General features: G+C 67.6%; 11 protein-coding genes and 2 pseudogenes. 8 read left to right on the top strand and 5 right to left on the bottom strand.

Annotated features, from left to right (window positions below; translation table 11 throughout):
* Positions 1-86: 86 nt before the first annotated feature.
* Positions 87-1175 carry a DUF5694 domain-containing protein gene (locus GGQ80_RS11000; protein WP_183984746.1) on the top strand — a complete coding sequence of 363 codons (1089 nt, stop codon included), beginning with the start codon at positions 87-89 and terminating at the stop codon, positions 1173-1175.
* Between the two features lie 2 nt (positions 1176-1177).
* On the opposite strand, the gene GGQ80_RS10995 is transcribed toward GGQ80_RS11000, so the two are convergent.
* Together GGQ80_RS10995 and GGQ80_RS10990 are read right to left on the bottom strand one after the other, a co-directional pair.
* Positions 1178-3490: a putative bifunctional diguanylate cyclase/phosphodiesterase gene (locus tag GGQ80_RS10995; RefSeq protein WP_183985122.1), complete on the bottom strand. Its 2313-nt coding sequence runs from the start codon at positions 3488-3490 to the stop codon at positions 1178-1180.
* Positions 3490-4083, bottom strand: coding sequence for a cupredoxin domain-containing protein (locus GGQ80_RS10990; protein ID WP_183984744.1), 594 nt, complete (start codon positions 4081-4083; stop codon positions 3490-3492). Before GGQ80_RS10990 ends, GGQ80_RS10995 begins: the two co-directional genes overlap by 1 nt.
* Positions 4084-4255: 172 nt before the next feature.
* On the opposite strand from GGQ80_RS10990, the gene GGQ80_RS10985 reads away from it, so the two are divergent.
* Together GGQ80_RS10985 and GGQ80_RS10980 are read left to right on the top strand one after the other, a co-directional pair.
* Complete coding sequence (locus tag GGQ80_RS10985) at positions 4256-5041, top strand: DUF3034 family protein (protein ID WP_246347024.1); 786 nt, start codon at positions 4256-4258, stop codon at positions 5039-5041.
* 16 nt (positions 5042-5057) lie between these two features.
* Entirely contained in the window at positions 5058-5516 is a 459-nt protein-coding gene (locus GGQ80_RS10980; RefSeq protein ID WP_343051029.1) for a group I truncated hemoglobin, read from the top strand.
* A 34-nt stretch (positions 5517-5550) separates the two neighbouring features.
* Here the strand turns inward: GGQ80_RS10980 and GGQ80_RS10975 are convergent, their stop codons facing one another.
* The 3 genes and pseudogenes from GGQ80_RS10975 to GGQ80_RS18745 form a co-directional block, all read right to left on the bottom strand.
* Positions 5551-6189 (bottom strand): TetR/AcrR family transcriptional regulator, encoded by a 639-nt coding sequence (locus tag GGQ80_RS10975; protein WP_183984738.1) that lies wholly within the window; start codon positions 6187-6189, stop codon positions 5551-5553.
* A gap of 65 nt (positions 6190-6254) precedes the next feature.
* A complete protein-coding gene (locus GGQ80_RS10970) occupies positions 6255-7490 on the bottom strand; it encodes a TonB-dependent receptor (protein ID WP_343051038.1) in 1236 nt (411 codons plus the stop codon).
* Between the two features lie 638 nt (positions 7491-8128).
* Positions 8129-8608, bottom strand: a pseudogene (locus GGQ80_RS18745) (TonB-dependent receptor plug domain-containing protein); the annotation flags it as partial.
* Between the two features lie 112 nt (positions 8609-8720).
* Here GGQ80_RS18745 and GGQ80_RS10960 point away from each other — a divergent pair.
* From GGQ80_RS10960 to GGQ80_RS10945, 5 genes and pseudogenes are all read left to right on the top strand, one after another.
* Positions 8721-10940, top strand: coding sequence for a beta-glucosidase family protein (locus GGQ80_RS10960; RefSeq protein WP_246347022.1), 2220 nt, complete (start codon positions 8721-8723; stop codon positions 10938-10940).
* Positions 10941-10965: 25 nt separating this feature from the next.
* On the top strand, positions 10966-11883 hold the full coding sequence (locus GGQ80_RS10955) for an alpha/beta hydrolase (RefSeq protein WP_183984732.1): 918 nt from the start codon (positions 10966-10968) through the stop codon (positions 11881-11883).
* A 193-nt stretch (positions 11884-12076) separates the two neighbouring features.
* Entirely contained in the window at positions 12077-12262 is a 186-nt protein-coding gene (locus tag GGQ80_RS18310) for a hypothetical protein (RefSeq protein ID WP_221364340.1), read from the top strand.
* A gap of 122 nt (positions 12263-12384) precedes the next feature.
* Positions 12385-12895: pseudogene (locus GGQ80_RS10950) on the top strand (catalase); the annotation flags it as partial.
* A 47-nt stretch (positions 12896-12942) separates the two neighbouring features.
* Positions 12943-13329: a transposase gene (locus GGQ80_RS10945; RefSeq protein WP_183984730.1), complete on the top strand. Its 387-nt coding sequence runs from the start codon at positions 12943-12945 to the stop codon at positions 13327-13329.
* The last annotated feature ends 98 nt before the right edge of the window (positions 13330-13427 follow it).

The raw sequence follows: 13427 nt of genomic DNA, 5'->3' as shown, positions 1-13427 counted from the left end.
GTATCGGGACGACCGACATAGGCGCTCATCGGTTAATCGCCAGTCTCGGCTTGCGTCGTTTCGAGCCGGATCATAGTGTCGTGCGGATGCAATACACCAGGATGATCGCGGCCGTCGCCGCCCTTGCCGCCAGTGCGGGCTATGCCCAGTCGTATCGGCCAAGTTTCCATCCCGACGCGCTGAAGGGTCCGCCCCCCGGCAAGCCCAACGAGGTGATGGTGCTCGGCACGCCGCACCTCTCCGGGCTGCCCAAGGATGTCGACCTGGCGCTGCTGGCGCCGCTGCTCGACCGGCTGGCCGCGTGGAAGCCGACCGGCATCGCGACCGAGGATCTGTCGGAAATCCAGTGCGACACCCTGCGCCGTTACCCCGCGCGCTATGCCGACACGGTCAAGAGTTATTGCTGGGACCCTGCCCCGGCCGCCCGCGCCACCGGCCTAGACGTGCCCGCCGCCACGACGGAGGCGGAGCGGGTGCTCGCCACTTGGCCGGCATCGCCCAGCGCGGCGCAACGCCGCCGCCTCGCCGCCGTCTTCCTGGCCGCGGGGGAACGCGGGTCCGCCTATGTCCAGTGGCTTCGCCTACCCGCCACCGAGCGCCGTGCCGGCGACGGACTCGACGAGGCGCTCGTCGCCCATCTCGGCCAATATGCCGCCCGCCGCAACGAAACCGCGCAGATCGCCGCGGCGCTCGCTGCACGGCTCGGGCTCGAGCGACTGTGGAGCGTCGACGATCATAGCGCCGACACCCCCGACGATCCCGATCCTGCCGTCAACAAGGCAGCGGGCCAGGCGATCATGGCGGCGTGGCGAAACCCCTGGAGCGCCGCCCGCCACACGGAAAGCGATCGGCTGACCAAGGGACTGGGGCAGCCGGGCGGCGTCCTCGCCCTCTATCGAGCCGTCAACGCACCACGCGAGGCCGACCTCGCCTATCGCGGCGATTTCGGCGCCGCACTGGTGGAGCCGTCGCCGCAGCAGTTCGGTCGCAACTACGTCGGCTATTGGGAAACGCGCAACCTGAGGATGGTGGCCAATATCCGCGAGGTGCTCGGCCGCTACCCCGGCATGCGGATGCTTGCGATCGTCGGTGCCTCGCACAAGGGCTATTACGAGGCCTATCTCAACCAGATGCACGACGTCCGTCTGGTCGATACCAGGCCTATGCTTCGCTAGGCTCAGGCGACCCTGCGCTCCAGAGCGACATCCTTCAGCGCGAGCAGCGCCATCGCCGCGTCTGCGTCGATCGGTCGGCTGAACAGATAGCCCTGCAGCGTGTCGCACCCGCGCGATACCAGTTCGCTCTGCTGCTCGATGTTTTCGACCCCCTCCGCGGTCGTCTCCATCCTGAGCGCGCCGGCCAGGTCGAGGATCGCCTTGACGATCGCGCCAGCGCTCTCGTCGCTGGCTATGTTGGTGATGAAGGATCGATCGATCTTCAGCTTGTCGAACGGGAAGGAGCGCAGATAGCTCAGCGACGAATAGCCGGTGCCGAAGTCGTCGAGCGCGATGCGGACCCCCATCGCGCGCAGCTTGTGCAGGATGTCCGTGACCGCATCGACGCCGTCGAGGAACACCGACTCGGTGATCTCGATTTCCAGCCGGGTCGGCGCGATGCCGCTGCGCGCCAGTGCCTGGAGCACCACCGCCTGGAAGCCGGGCGCACGGAATTGCAGCGGCGAGACGTTGACCGCGACCCGGATATGCGGTGGCCAGTCCGCCGCGACCCGGCACGCCTCGTGCAGCACCCATTCGCCCAGCGCGACGATCAGCCCGGTTTCCTCGGCGATCGGAATGAATTCGGTCGGAGGGATATAGCCCTCGATCGGATGCGGCCAGCGCAGCAGCGCCTCGAACCCGCGGATGACGGCGTCGCCCGTCCCGACGATCGGCTGGAAGCGGAGCTCGAGCCCGCCGGTACGGATCGCGGCGCGCAGGTCCGCCTCGATCTGGCGCCGCCTACGCGCCGCTTCGTCGAGCGATTGTTCGAAGAAGCGATAGACCCCGCGCCCGTCCTGCTTCGCCCGGTACAGCGCAAGATCGGCGTTTTTTACCAGCGCCTCGCCGGTCGCGGCATCGTCGGGGAACAGCGAGATGCCGATGCTGGTGCCGCTTGGGATCGTCTGGCCTTCGACGTCGATCGGGCGTGCGAAGCTGTCGAGGATATCGTGCGCCAGCCGCCGGGCACGGCTACGGTCGACGCTCTCCTGCACCACGATCGCGAATTCGTCGCCGCCCAGCCGCGCGACCACCGCATGACCCGACAGCTCGAGCAACTGCTCGCCGACCCTGCGCAGCAGCGCGTCGCCTGCGGGGTGGCCGAGCGAGTCGTTGACCGCCTTGAACCCGTCGAGATCGAGATAGAGCAGCGCCAGCCGCTCGCCGCTTCGCGCGGCGCGTGCCATCTCCTGGTCGAGCGACTGGCGAAAGAACGCCCGGTTGGGCAGGTCGGTCAGGATATCGTGGAAGGCGAGGTGCGTGATTCGCTCCTCGCGCTCGACGATCCCCTGCGACATCGCGTTGAACGTCGCCGACAGCCGCCCGACCTCGTCGTCGGTCTCCACCGCCACTTCGGTCCGCTCGCCCGCCGCCAACCGGCGGGCCGCATGGTCGAGCGCCGCGATTGGCCGCGCGATGCCGCGCGCGAGCCGCCCCGATCCGATGCCGATCAGTACCAGCCACGCCAGCCCCGCCAGCACCAGCCCAAACTGGATCGAGCGATAGGGCGCCATCGCCCGATCCATCGGATAGGCCAGCAGCAGCGCGGCGTCCGGCCGGCTGGCGACGCCGGGCAGCAGCTTCAGCATCGCGAAGCTCTGGCCCGACGCGCCGGGCAGGGTCACGACGGTGTCGACGGGCAGCGTCGCCGCGACATGCCCATCCCCGCCTCCCCACCCGTCCGCGTCGCGCGTCAGCACGCTCGCCCGCAGCGGAATCGATGACAGCCGCTCCAATCCGCGCATCTCCTGCGCGTCGAGCGGCACGATCAGGGCGATCCGCCCGATCTCGATCGGCGCCATCACCGGCGCGGTGACGATTCGGCTGGCCTTGCCGCCAATCGCGATGACGGCATCACGGCGGGCGTCGCTCATCGCCGCGGACAGCGCCGCCAGCCTGCCCTGCGCGGCACCGGCATCGCCGATCACCTGGCCGCCCTGATCGATCAGCACCGCCTGCGGTACGTCCGCCCGCGCGCTCAGACTGGCCAGCGCCGACACGATCGTCGCCTCGTCGCCACTCGCCACCGCCGAGCGAAAACCGAAATCGCGCGCGACCACGTCCGCCGCCCCGGCCAGCGACCGCGCCCGTTCCTGCCAGAGGCGGTCGTAGACGCTGCCGCTCGCTGCCAACTCGTCGGCAGCAGTCCGCCGGGCGCTCCGCTCGATCATCACCTGCGCGAAGATCGTCAGCGCAACGAGACCGGCGGTAAACAGGCCAGCATAAAGGACGGTCAGCCGCGCGCGAAGGCTGCGGAAGCGGGAACGCCCCATCACGGGCGCAGCCGAACGACGGTGGAAAGGCCGCCTCCGGTGAGCGCCGCAGGTTGCGACACCGCATTGCCCTTTGCCCGGATCGACGGATGCCACACCAGCAGCGTCCCGCGCCCCGCGCCGACGCCCGCGAACGACACCCGTCCCTGGCCATCGGTCACCGCCGCATAGGGCGTCGCGGTGACGTAGATGACGCCGCTCATGCTGTCGTGGATGTTGCAGCCGAGCGCCACTGCGCCCGGCTTGTCGAACGTCACACTGCGGCTTTCATCGCGGCCGTACAGCTTCAGATCGAACCTGCGCGCCGATGAAAAGGAATAGACGTGGTGCCGGACGCGATCGAGATTGGGAAAGCTGACCGCGGCCCCGACGGGCACGATCAGTACTCGGGGATCGAAGGCGATATTGCGCTGGGCGACGCGATAGGGCCCGTGCGCGGCGGGCATCGGCGTACCCGGCAGCGTCAGCGTCACCACCGCGCCTGGCAGTGGCTGGCCGTCGGCGCTGAGCACCTGGATGCCGACCGGCCCTGCCCAGGCCGGAGCTGCGGAGAAAAGGGCAAGACTTGCGAGGGCCGTACGGGCGATGAACATGCCCCTCCCTTACCCGACGCAAGTTGCCGCGACGTAAACGGATGATTTAACTCGAAATTGACCATGGAATGGCAAAGCGGCGGCGATGAAGCGTCACCATCTTGCCCTCGGTTGCCTCTGCCTCTCCCTCGCCACTCCCGCCGTGGCGGGCGATCGACGAGCCGGGGGCAAATTGTTGCTCACCAACGGCGTCAGCAGCGTCGAAGGCGCGGCCGGCGGTGGCCTCGCCAGCTGGGCGCTGATTGCCGGCAACGAGACGCGAGACGGCATCGGCGGCAGCGCGCACGCGACGTTGGTGGCGCTTCCCGACTTCGACCTTGAGAGCGCGGGCGTCGCGATCGGCATCAACGACCGGGTCGAGCTGTCCTACGCCTATCAGCGCTTCGACACGCGCGCCGCGGGAGCGGCGCTGGGGCTTGGTCGCGGCTTCACCTTCGCGCAGCATATCGTCGGCGCCAAGCTGCGCATCGCCGGCGACGCGGTGTGGGATCAGGATCGCTGGCTGCCCCAGTTCTCGATCGGCGTTCAGCACAAGATCGCCGACCAGGGCGCCGTCATCAGCGCTGTCGGCGGTCGATCGTCCCGCGGCACGGATTTCTACCTTTCCGCCACCAAGGTGGTGCTGGCGCGCAGCGTGGTCCTCGCGACGACGCTCCGCGCAACCAAGGCCAACCAGTTCGGGCTATTGGGCTTCGGCGGCGACCGCCGGCGCGGCTATTCGGCGCAGGTCGAGGGGTCGGCGGGCATCCTTCTGTCGCCATCGCTGCTGGTCGGAGCCGAGCTGAGGACCAAGCCCGACAACCTGCGCTTCGCCCGCGAACAAAAGGCCGCGGACGTGTTCGCGGCCTGGGCGATCGGCCGCCATGCCTCGATCACGGCGGCGTTCGTCGATCTCGGCGACATCGCCACCATACGCCGTCAGCGCGGCGCCTTCCTCTCGCTCCAGGGGTCTTTCTGAGATGTTCCCGTTCGCTTTGGCCCTAGCGCTCCAATCGGCCCAGCCCGTTCCCGCCGGAGAGGAGCCGGTCGCCCCCTATGCCCACGCCAATGCCAACGCCGGTGCGACGCCGTTCGAGGGCCAAGCAATGTGGCGTGCCTTTGGCGGCGAGCCCGGCGTCCGCGCGATCGTCGACGATCTCGTCGCACGGAACGTCGCCGATCCCCGGATCGCCGACATCTTCAAGAGCCGCGATTTGGTCCGACTGCGCCGCACTCTGTACGAGCAATTCTGCTATCTGCTCAACGGTGGCTGCGATTACTCGGGCCAGACGATGGCGACCGCACACAAGGACATGGGCATCCAGCAGGCCGACACGGCCGCGCTCGTGGAGAACCTTCAGGCCGCCATGCGCCACGCCCGCGTCCCCTTCCCGGCGCAAAACCGCCTGCTCGCGAAGCTCGCGCCGATGCACCGTGATGTCGTGGCGAAGTGAGCCGGTTCGGGCAGCGGGCATTGCCCTGGCCCGTTCAGCGACTGGGCGACCGGAGCTCGATCAATTCCTGGACGGTCCCGTTCGGCGCGGCACGTTCGAGCAGCCTGGCAAGCAGGTCGACGGCGTCGGTGATCTGGTCGGGGTCGTCGACGAATTCGCGCCCGAGCGACAGCCCGCGCATCGCCCAGACGACGAGCCGGATCGCAGCGGTGTCGCGCGTCTTGGCTCCTAGCCGTTCAAGGAAGGCGGTGGCCGCCAGCTGTTCAATCGCCGCCTGAACCGGCTTGATCAGCGCGGCGAGCTCGGGGTCGCTGCGCGAGGCGACGAAGATCTCGAGCACCGCGATGCCGGATGGGCGCGACAGCACCTCCCACGAAATGCGCGGCCAGTCCGACACGCGCGAGCCAGTATTCCACTCGCGCTGGAGTTCCTGATAAGCGAGAACTTCCTGCTCGAACACCCAGCGGACCACCTCCGCGATGAAGGCGGCGCGGGTGGCGAAGTGGTGGGTAATCGCGCCGCGGCTGACGCCCGCCTCGTCGGCGATCTCGGCGTTGCTGGCGCGGCTGTAGCCGAGGCGGCTGATCGCGCGGACGGCCGCCTCGAACAAGGCGGTGCGCGTCTCTGCGGTGCGCTGTTCCTGCGTGCGTCGCCGCGTTTTCGTCTCGCCCATTTTCGCTCCCGGCGTCTTGATGACGGATTGCCTGCCCCCGAACAAGTCGGGGCCAGGGTGTACCGTCAAAAGCGCCACTCGAAGGCGCCGCCGATGCGGCGGAAGGCGGCGTCGGGCAGCGTCTGGACGTACTGGCCCGCCGAGAAATTGCCGGGGAAGATCGCCGCGGCATAGCGCTTGTCGAACAGGTTGCGGACGAAGACGCTGAACCGCGCGTGGTCGCCGATATCGCCGATGCCGATCGTGGCGTTGACGAGCGAATAGCCGGCCTGGATCGTATTGGGATCGTTGATCGCGTAATAGAAGCGGCTGCGATAGCGCCAGTCGGCGTTGACGAACACCTTCAGGTCGTTGCCGATCGGCTGGTCGACATTGGCGGCCAGGCTCGTCGTCCACTTCGATGCCCCGATCAGTGGCGATCCCGCGGCATTGAAGCTGGGGCCAGGCAAGGTGCAGCCCTGCGCCGCGGTCTGCCCGGTGTAGCAGCTGACGTTGTAGTTGCCGTAGCGCGTGTCGAGATAGGTGACGCCGCCCGACAGGCTGACCCCGGCGAACGGGCGCACCACCGCCTCCGCCTCGACGCCGCGGGTCTTGAGCGTGCTCGCGTTGCCGGTGCGGAAGGTGCCGAGGCCGCCGTTGAGCGTCGGATCGAACACCTGCGCCTGGAAATCGCGGAAGTCGTTGATGAAGCCGGCGACGTTCAGGCTGACGCGGCGATCGGCGAGGTCGAGCTTGGCGCCGATCTCATAGGCGTCGACCTTTTCGGGATCGACGCCGAACGCGACGCCTGCTGCCGAGCTGACCGCCGGTCCCTTGTAGCCGCGCGTGTAGGTTGCATAGAGGTTGGCGGTGGGCGCGATCGCATATTCGATGCCGGCGCGTGCCGAGAAGCCGTCGGCGTTGCGATCGGCGACCAGCGGCGCCGCCAGCGTACCGACGCAGCGTTGCCCGCCGCTCAGCAGGAAGGTGACGAGGTTGCAGACGCCCGGCACCGCGGTGACGGTCGTCGTCGAGTTGATCTCGTCGCGGGTGTAGCGGCCGCCGGCGATCAGGCGCAGCGATTGGGTGAGGTTGAACGTCAGCTGCGCGAAGCCGGCATAGCTCTTGGTGCGATAGTCGAAGTTCGACGGCCGTTGACCGGCGACAGCCGGATCGCCGAGCTTGCCGGGAACACCCCGAACGTCCCCGCCTGCAGGATCTGGGCATCGATGTGCTGCTCGAAATAATAGAGCCCGGCGGTATAGTCGACGAAGCCGCGACCGTTGTTGGTGACGCGCAGTTCCTCCGACAGCTGGTGGGATTGGGAGTTGGCGATATTGGTGTCGAAGAAGGCCACCGGCGTCTGATCGACGTCGTTGTTGGCGCGCGCGTTCAGGTCGCGATAGGCGGTGACCGAGGTGACGGTGAGCGGCCCGGCATCGTAGCTCGCCGACAGCTGGGCACCGAAGCTGCGCTCGTCACGCACCACGTTGGTGCTGCCGATCGCGGTCTTGTTGTTGGTCGGTGATGCGACGACGCCCAGCGCGGTGTTTTGCTGGAACACGAAATTGGCCGGCGCGAACGGACGGAACGCTGCGGGGATCGGCGTCGGATCGTTGCCGCCGAACTTGCGGATCGTCGAATAGGCCTCGACTCCCGTGTTGTTCTGATAATCGGCGATCGCATAGAGCGACAGTCGATCGGTCGGCTCCCACAGCAGCTTGGCAGTGCCGAAGTAGCGACGCACGGGATTGAGGCGTCCGGGGCCGACGAGCTGGGTCGAAGGCTTCTGATACTGATAGCCGCCGCTGACGCGCAACGCGATGGTGTCGCCGATCGGCAGGTTGACGACCGCCTGCGCCTGCACCTGGTCGCGGCTGCCGGCCTGGACCCGCCCGCTGCTGCCGAACACGCCGAGTTTCGGCTTGGTGGTGGCGATCAAGATCAGCCCGGCGGTGGTGTTCTTGCCGAACAACAGGCCCTGGGGGCCGCGCAGCACTTCGATCCGCTCGACATCGGCGAGCGAGTTGAGCGGTACATAGCGCGGGAGCGTGATGTTGACGTCGTCGACCGCGATGCCGACCGCCGACTCGATGCCATAGTCGAAGGAGTTCGTGCCGACGCCGCGGATCGCGAAATTGGGCACGCCGGGCGTGGCGGTGAAGTTGAGACTCGGTGCGCGCTGGGTGATGTCGGCGAGCTGAGTGGCGCCGGTTTCGCGGATCGACTGGCCGTTCACGACGGTGATGGCGATCGGCACGTCGCGCAGGTTTTCGGCGCGGCGCTGCGCGGTGACGACGATGTCGCCGTCGGGCGTGGTCGCCGGGTCGGTCGCCTGCGTTTCGGTCCCGCTCGAGGTCGTAGTCGGCGTGGTCTGAGCCGCGGCGGCGTTCGACAGCGCCAGCGTGCTTGCACTTAAAAGAATCGCGACGGTGCGCATGGCATGTTCCCCTCACCCGTGATGCGGTCGATGCCGCTTGACAACAAGCATCGTGCGTCAGAAACATACTGTCAAGCACGTATGTGACAAGGTGCGCGGGAGGGTAGATGGAATGGCGGGTCGAACGATCATCTTGGCCGGCGTGATCGCCGGATGTGCGGCGATGGCGTCGGCGCAGCGGCAACCGACATCGGCCACGCCCGTGTCGGGGGATCGACAGGCGGAGGCTCGTGCCGCCGACACCGAACGCCGGATGCGACCCGACGAGCGAACGACGCTCACCCACGGCCTGTGGGCGATCCCGCTGATCCCCAACGTCAAGATTCCTGCGGAGGCGGTGCTGGGGGCCGGCTATATCACCGGGCTCCCTCGCCTCGGCGTCCCGGCGCTGCTCGAAACCGATGCCAGCCTCGGCGTCTCCTACATCGCAAATCTGCGCAAGGACGGCGCGACCGCACTGCCGTCGGCAACCGCGATGGGGGCGACATGGAACCCCGATCTGATCCGCCGCGGTGGCGCGATGATCGCGCGGGAGGCGAAGGCCAAGGGCTTCAACGTGCTGCTGGGCGGCGGCATCAACCTGATGCGCGATCCGCGCAACGGGCGCACCTTTGAGTATTTCGGTGAGGATCCGCTGCACTCGGGCGTGCTCGGCGGCGCGGCGATCGACGGCACCCAGTCGCAGCACGTCATGTCGACGGTGAAGCATTTCGCGCTGAACGCGCAGGAGACGGGGCGGCACGCCGTCGATGGACGGATCGCCGACGATGCCTTCCGGATGAGCGACCTGCTCGCGTTCGAACTCGCCATCGAGCAGGGGCGACCGGGTTCGGTGATGTGCGCGTACAATCGCGTCAACGGCGCGCCGGCATGCGGCAGCGACTACCTACTCAACCGCGTGCTCAAGCAGGATTGGCGCTATCCGGGCTTCGTCATGTCCGATTGGGGCGCGGTGGGCGCGCTCGACTTCGCGATCGCAGGGCTCGACCAGCAATCGGGTGCGCAGATCGACAAGCAGATGTTCTTCGCCAAGCCCTTGGCCGAGGCGGCGGCACGCGATCCGGCCTACGCCACGCGATTGCAGGACATGAACCGGCGGATCCTCCGATCGATCTACGCGGTTGGTCTGGATGCGAACCCGCCGGCCAAGGGCCCGATCGATGTCGCCGGCAACGCCGCCCTCGCGCGGGCGGTCGAGGACGAAGGCATCGTGCTGCTGCGCAACCGGAACGCACTGTTGCCGCTGTCCAAGGCGGTGCGATCGATCGCGGTGATCGGCGGCTATGCCGATGCCGGCGTGCTGTCGGGTGGCGGATCGACGCAAGTCCAGCCGGAGGGTGGGCCCGCCGTGTCGCTGCCGATGGGCGGCGAGGGACCGCTCGCCAAGTACAACAACCAGACCTATCACGGCACCGCACCGCTCGCCGCGATCCGCGCGCTGGCGTCCAAGGCGAGCGTCAAATTCGTCGACGGCCGCTATCCCGCAGAAGCTGCCGCGGCGGCAAGGGCGGCGGACGTGGCGATCGTCTTCGCGACGCAATGGATGGCGGAGGGCATGGACGTGCCCGACCTGTCGCTTCCCGGCGGGCAGGACGCGCTGATCGCCGCCGTCGCCGCCGCCAATCCGAAGACGGTCGTCGTGCTGGAGACGGGCGGCCCCGTCCTGATGCCGTGGCTGGACCGAAGCGGCGCGGTGCTCGAAGCATGGTACGGCGGAGCGCGCGGTGGCGATGCGATCGCGGCGACCTTGTTCGGCGACGTCAATCCGTCGGGGCGCCTGCCGGTGACGTTCCCCGCCTCGCTCGATCAGCTGCCGCGCCCCGCGCTGCCCTATGCCGGCATGGTCGACCGTGACTTCGCCGCCGGGCTGGCGGCGGGCAAGAGCTATCCGATCGACTATGACATCGAGGGAGCTGACGTCGGCTACCGCTGGTTCGCGCGCAAGGGGCTGGCGCCGCTGTTCCCGTTCGGGTTTGGACTGAGCTACACGCGGTTCGACCATGGGCCCCTGAAGGTCGTCGGCGGTGCCAGCCCACGGGCGAGCGCCGCGATCCGCAATGTCGGCCAACGTGGCGGCAGCGAGGTGGCACAGCTCTATCTCGTGTCGACGCCGGCCGGCCCGACGCGTCGGCTCGCCGGCTTCGCCAAGGTGGCGATTGCGGCCGGCGCGACCACGACCGTGATGATCCCGATCGATCCCAAGCTTTTGGCGGAAAGCCGCGGCGGCAAATGGTCGATGGCCGCCGGCCGATACGGCTTCGCCTTGGGTCGATCCGCCACCGACCTGGGGCCGGTCGTCACGATCACCCTGCCGGCGCGCCAGTGGCGCTGATACCGACGTTGGAAAGGGCACAGACATGATCGCCATCCGTATCGCCTGCATCGCCTTGTCGCTGGCAACGCCATGCATCGCCGCCGCCCAGTCGATCCCGGTCGCACCGATGGCGACGCCGCCTCAGGTTGGGGCGATCCCACTCGGTACTGGCGGCGTTCCCGGCATGCCGGCGGAAAGCTGGTTTACCCTCGCCGGACGCCCGACCGTGCGTAACGTGTCGACTGCGACGCTGCTTCCCGTTCTGCCCGACAAGGCAAAGGCGACGGGCGCGGCGGTGGTCATCGCGCCGGGCGGCGGCTTCGTGATGGAATCGATGGAAGCGGAGGCAATGAAGCCGGCGCGCTGGCTTGCCGATCACGGCATCGCCGCCTTCGTGCTCAAGTACCGGCTGGATGCCACCCCGGCGCCGATGGACGCGTTCAAGCAGGCGGCACTCGCCCGCTTCGCCGCTGCCGCCGCGGCCGAGGCGAAGGGCGGCGCCGACATTGCCGCGCCCGCACCGGCGCTGGCGGATGCACAAACGGCGATGCGACTGGTGCGCGACCGTGCGGCACAATGGGGCATCGACCCGCACCGGATCGCCTATATGGGCTTTTCGGCCGGCGCGATCATGGGCATCGATCTGGTGAAGACCGCTGCGCCCGGCACCCTGCCCGACCTGCTCGCCGCCATCTATCCGTCGATGGCACCCGCGACGGTGCCAGCCGCCGCCCCGCCGTTGTTCGTCGCCGTGGCGAGCGACGACGAGCTGTTCGGCAAGCAAGGCTATGGCCTTCCCGACAGCTGGCGCCGCCATGGTCGGCCGGTCGAGCTCCACGTTTACGAACATGGCGGCCACGGCTTCGGCTTCGACGGCAAGCCGGGAACGACCAGCACGGGCTGGAACGCCGCATTGCTTGGCTGGCTGCGCGCCCATGGCTGGCTCGACCGACAGAAATAGCGGCGCCGTGGCAACGAGACGAAGCGACGCGGTCTACTGTGACAACGTTAATGGCGGAGATGGATTTCGCCAAGACTGCCGGACGCTAGACCGCAAAGGGGGCCGATCGAGTGTTGCCATGCAGCCGAGGAGCCATGCGCGACATCGACCACGATTGATCGCAGCGCCCGCGACCGCGAGGGTACGGGCGCCGATGCCTCCGGGCGATGGTCATACGTCGATCTCGGGTCGGCGGGTCGTTCGCGACCTCACCGATCGGATCGCCGCGTATAGCGGGCTGACGATGATCGTGAGCGACAACGAGAGCCGTCCTCACACATCGCTCGGCTGGTTGACGTCAGTCGAATATTCTTCGGCCGCCATCGAGATCACGGTCTAACGAACGCCGGCAACTCACCTTCAACCTGGATGAGAAATCGAGAGCCCCTGACGGGAAGCGTGAGGCATAGCGGAGCCGCCAATCGCTAGGATCGACCCATTCTTGCTTTTCCTACGATCTCGATGGGCCATCACCTCCTGCCGGACGTTGAGAGCGCAAGCGTTGCAGTCACGCAACGTTTGAGGATCCGACAGGCTGATTACGAACCCGAGCAGTGTCGCACCGGCGACGGCGGCGAGCTCCACCAGGTAGCGGGCGCTGATCACCCGGTACTGACGACCAACCACGGCATACCAATCAGCGACAATCAAAATCAGCTCAAGGTAGGCGCGCGCGGCCCAGCTCTGCTCGAAGACGAGGTCTACCGCGGGAAGATTAATCACTTCGATCACGAGCGCATCCCGGAGCGGATCGTCCACGCGCGCGGCTCGGCCGCGCACGGCTATTTCGAGTTAAACCGAATCGCTGGCGGACGTGACCTTGGCCGATCTGTTCCAGAAGGTCGGCGTCCGCACCCCGGTTTTCACTCGCTTCTCAACCGTCGCCGGTGGATCGGGTTCGGTCGACACCCCGCGCGACGTTCACGGCTTCGCGGTCAAGTTCTACACCAAGCAGGGTAATTGGGACCTGGTCGTGACGTGCTCCCCGGAAATCATGCCATTGGTAAGTTAGCTCGTCAGATGGAGAGGAGCGATGCGGCGAGGCCGTTTACCGAGGATCAGATCATAGGCGTGCTGCGTGAGCACGAGGCTGGCGTGAAGACCGCCGAGCTGTGCCGTAAGTACGGCATCAGCGATACGACATTCTACAACTGGAAGTCGAAATACGGCGGGATGACCGTGTCGGAAGCGGCGCGGTTGCGGACGCTGGTGGATGAGAACCGGCGGCTGAAGAAGCTGCTGGCGGAGTCGATGCTGGACGTGTCGGCGCTGAAGGATCTGCTGGGAAAAACTGACCCGGTCTGTGGATCGCTACGCTGCGGTGGAGAAGCTGATGGCCGACCACGGCTTCTGCGGGCGTCGCGCTTGCAGGCTGGTCGGGGTCAACCGGTCGGCATGGCAATATGAGTTGCTTCGCGGGAAGGACGATGCTGTCCGCGAGCGGATGCGCGAGATCGCGAACGAACGTCGCCGGTTCGGCTATCGCCGGCTGGGGATCCTGCTCA

This window comes from Sphingomonas jinjuensis (assembly GCF_014197105.1).
Lineage (GTDB): Bacteria > Pseudomonadota > Alphaproteobacteria > Sphingomonadales > Sphingomonadaceae > Sphingomonas > Sphingomonas jinjuensis.
This window is presented reverse-complemented; position numbering and strand designations above follow the sequence as displayed.

Excerpts from the sequence above, each read along its gene's own strand:
- GGQ80_RS11000 (WP_183984746.1), top strand. The coding sequence starts at position 87 with ATGCAATACACCAGGATGATCGCGGCCGTCGCCGCCCTTGCCGCCAGT.
- GGQ80_RS10995 (WP_183985122.1), bottom strand. The coding sequence starts at position 3,490 with ATGGGGCGTTCCCGCTTCCGCAGCCTTCGCGCGCGGCTGACCGTCCTT.
- GGQ80_RS18310 (WP_221364340.1), top strand. The coding sequence starts at position 12,077 with ATGCCTCCGGGCGATGGTCATACGTCGATCTCGGGTCGGCGGGTCGTT.
- GGQ80_RS10975 (WP_183984738.1), bottom strand. The coding sequence starts at position 6,189 with ATGGGCGAGACGAAAACGCGGCGACGCACGCAGGAACAGCGCACCGCA.
- GGQ80_RS10945 (WP_183984730.1), top strand. The coding sequence starts at position 12,943 with ATGGAGAGGAGCGATGCGGCGAGGCCGTTTACCGAGGATCAGATCATA.
- GGQ80_RS10955 (WP_183984732.1), top strand. The coding sequence starts at position 10,966 with ATGATCGCCATCCGTATCGCCTGCATCGCCTTGTCGCTGGCAACGCCA.
- GGQ80_RS10960 (WP_246347022.1), top strand. The coding sequence starts at position 8,721 with ATGGCGGGTCGAACGATCATCTTGGCCGGCGTGATCGCCGGATGTGCG.
- GGQ80_RS10990 (WP_183984744.1), bottom strand. The coding sequence starts at position 4,083 with ATGTTCATCGCCCGTACGGCCCTCGCAAGTCTTGCCCTTTTCTCCGCA.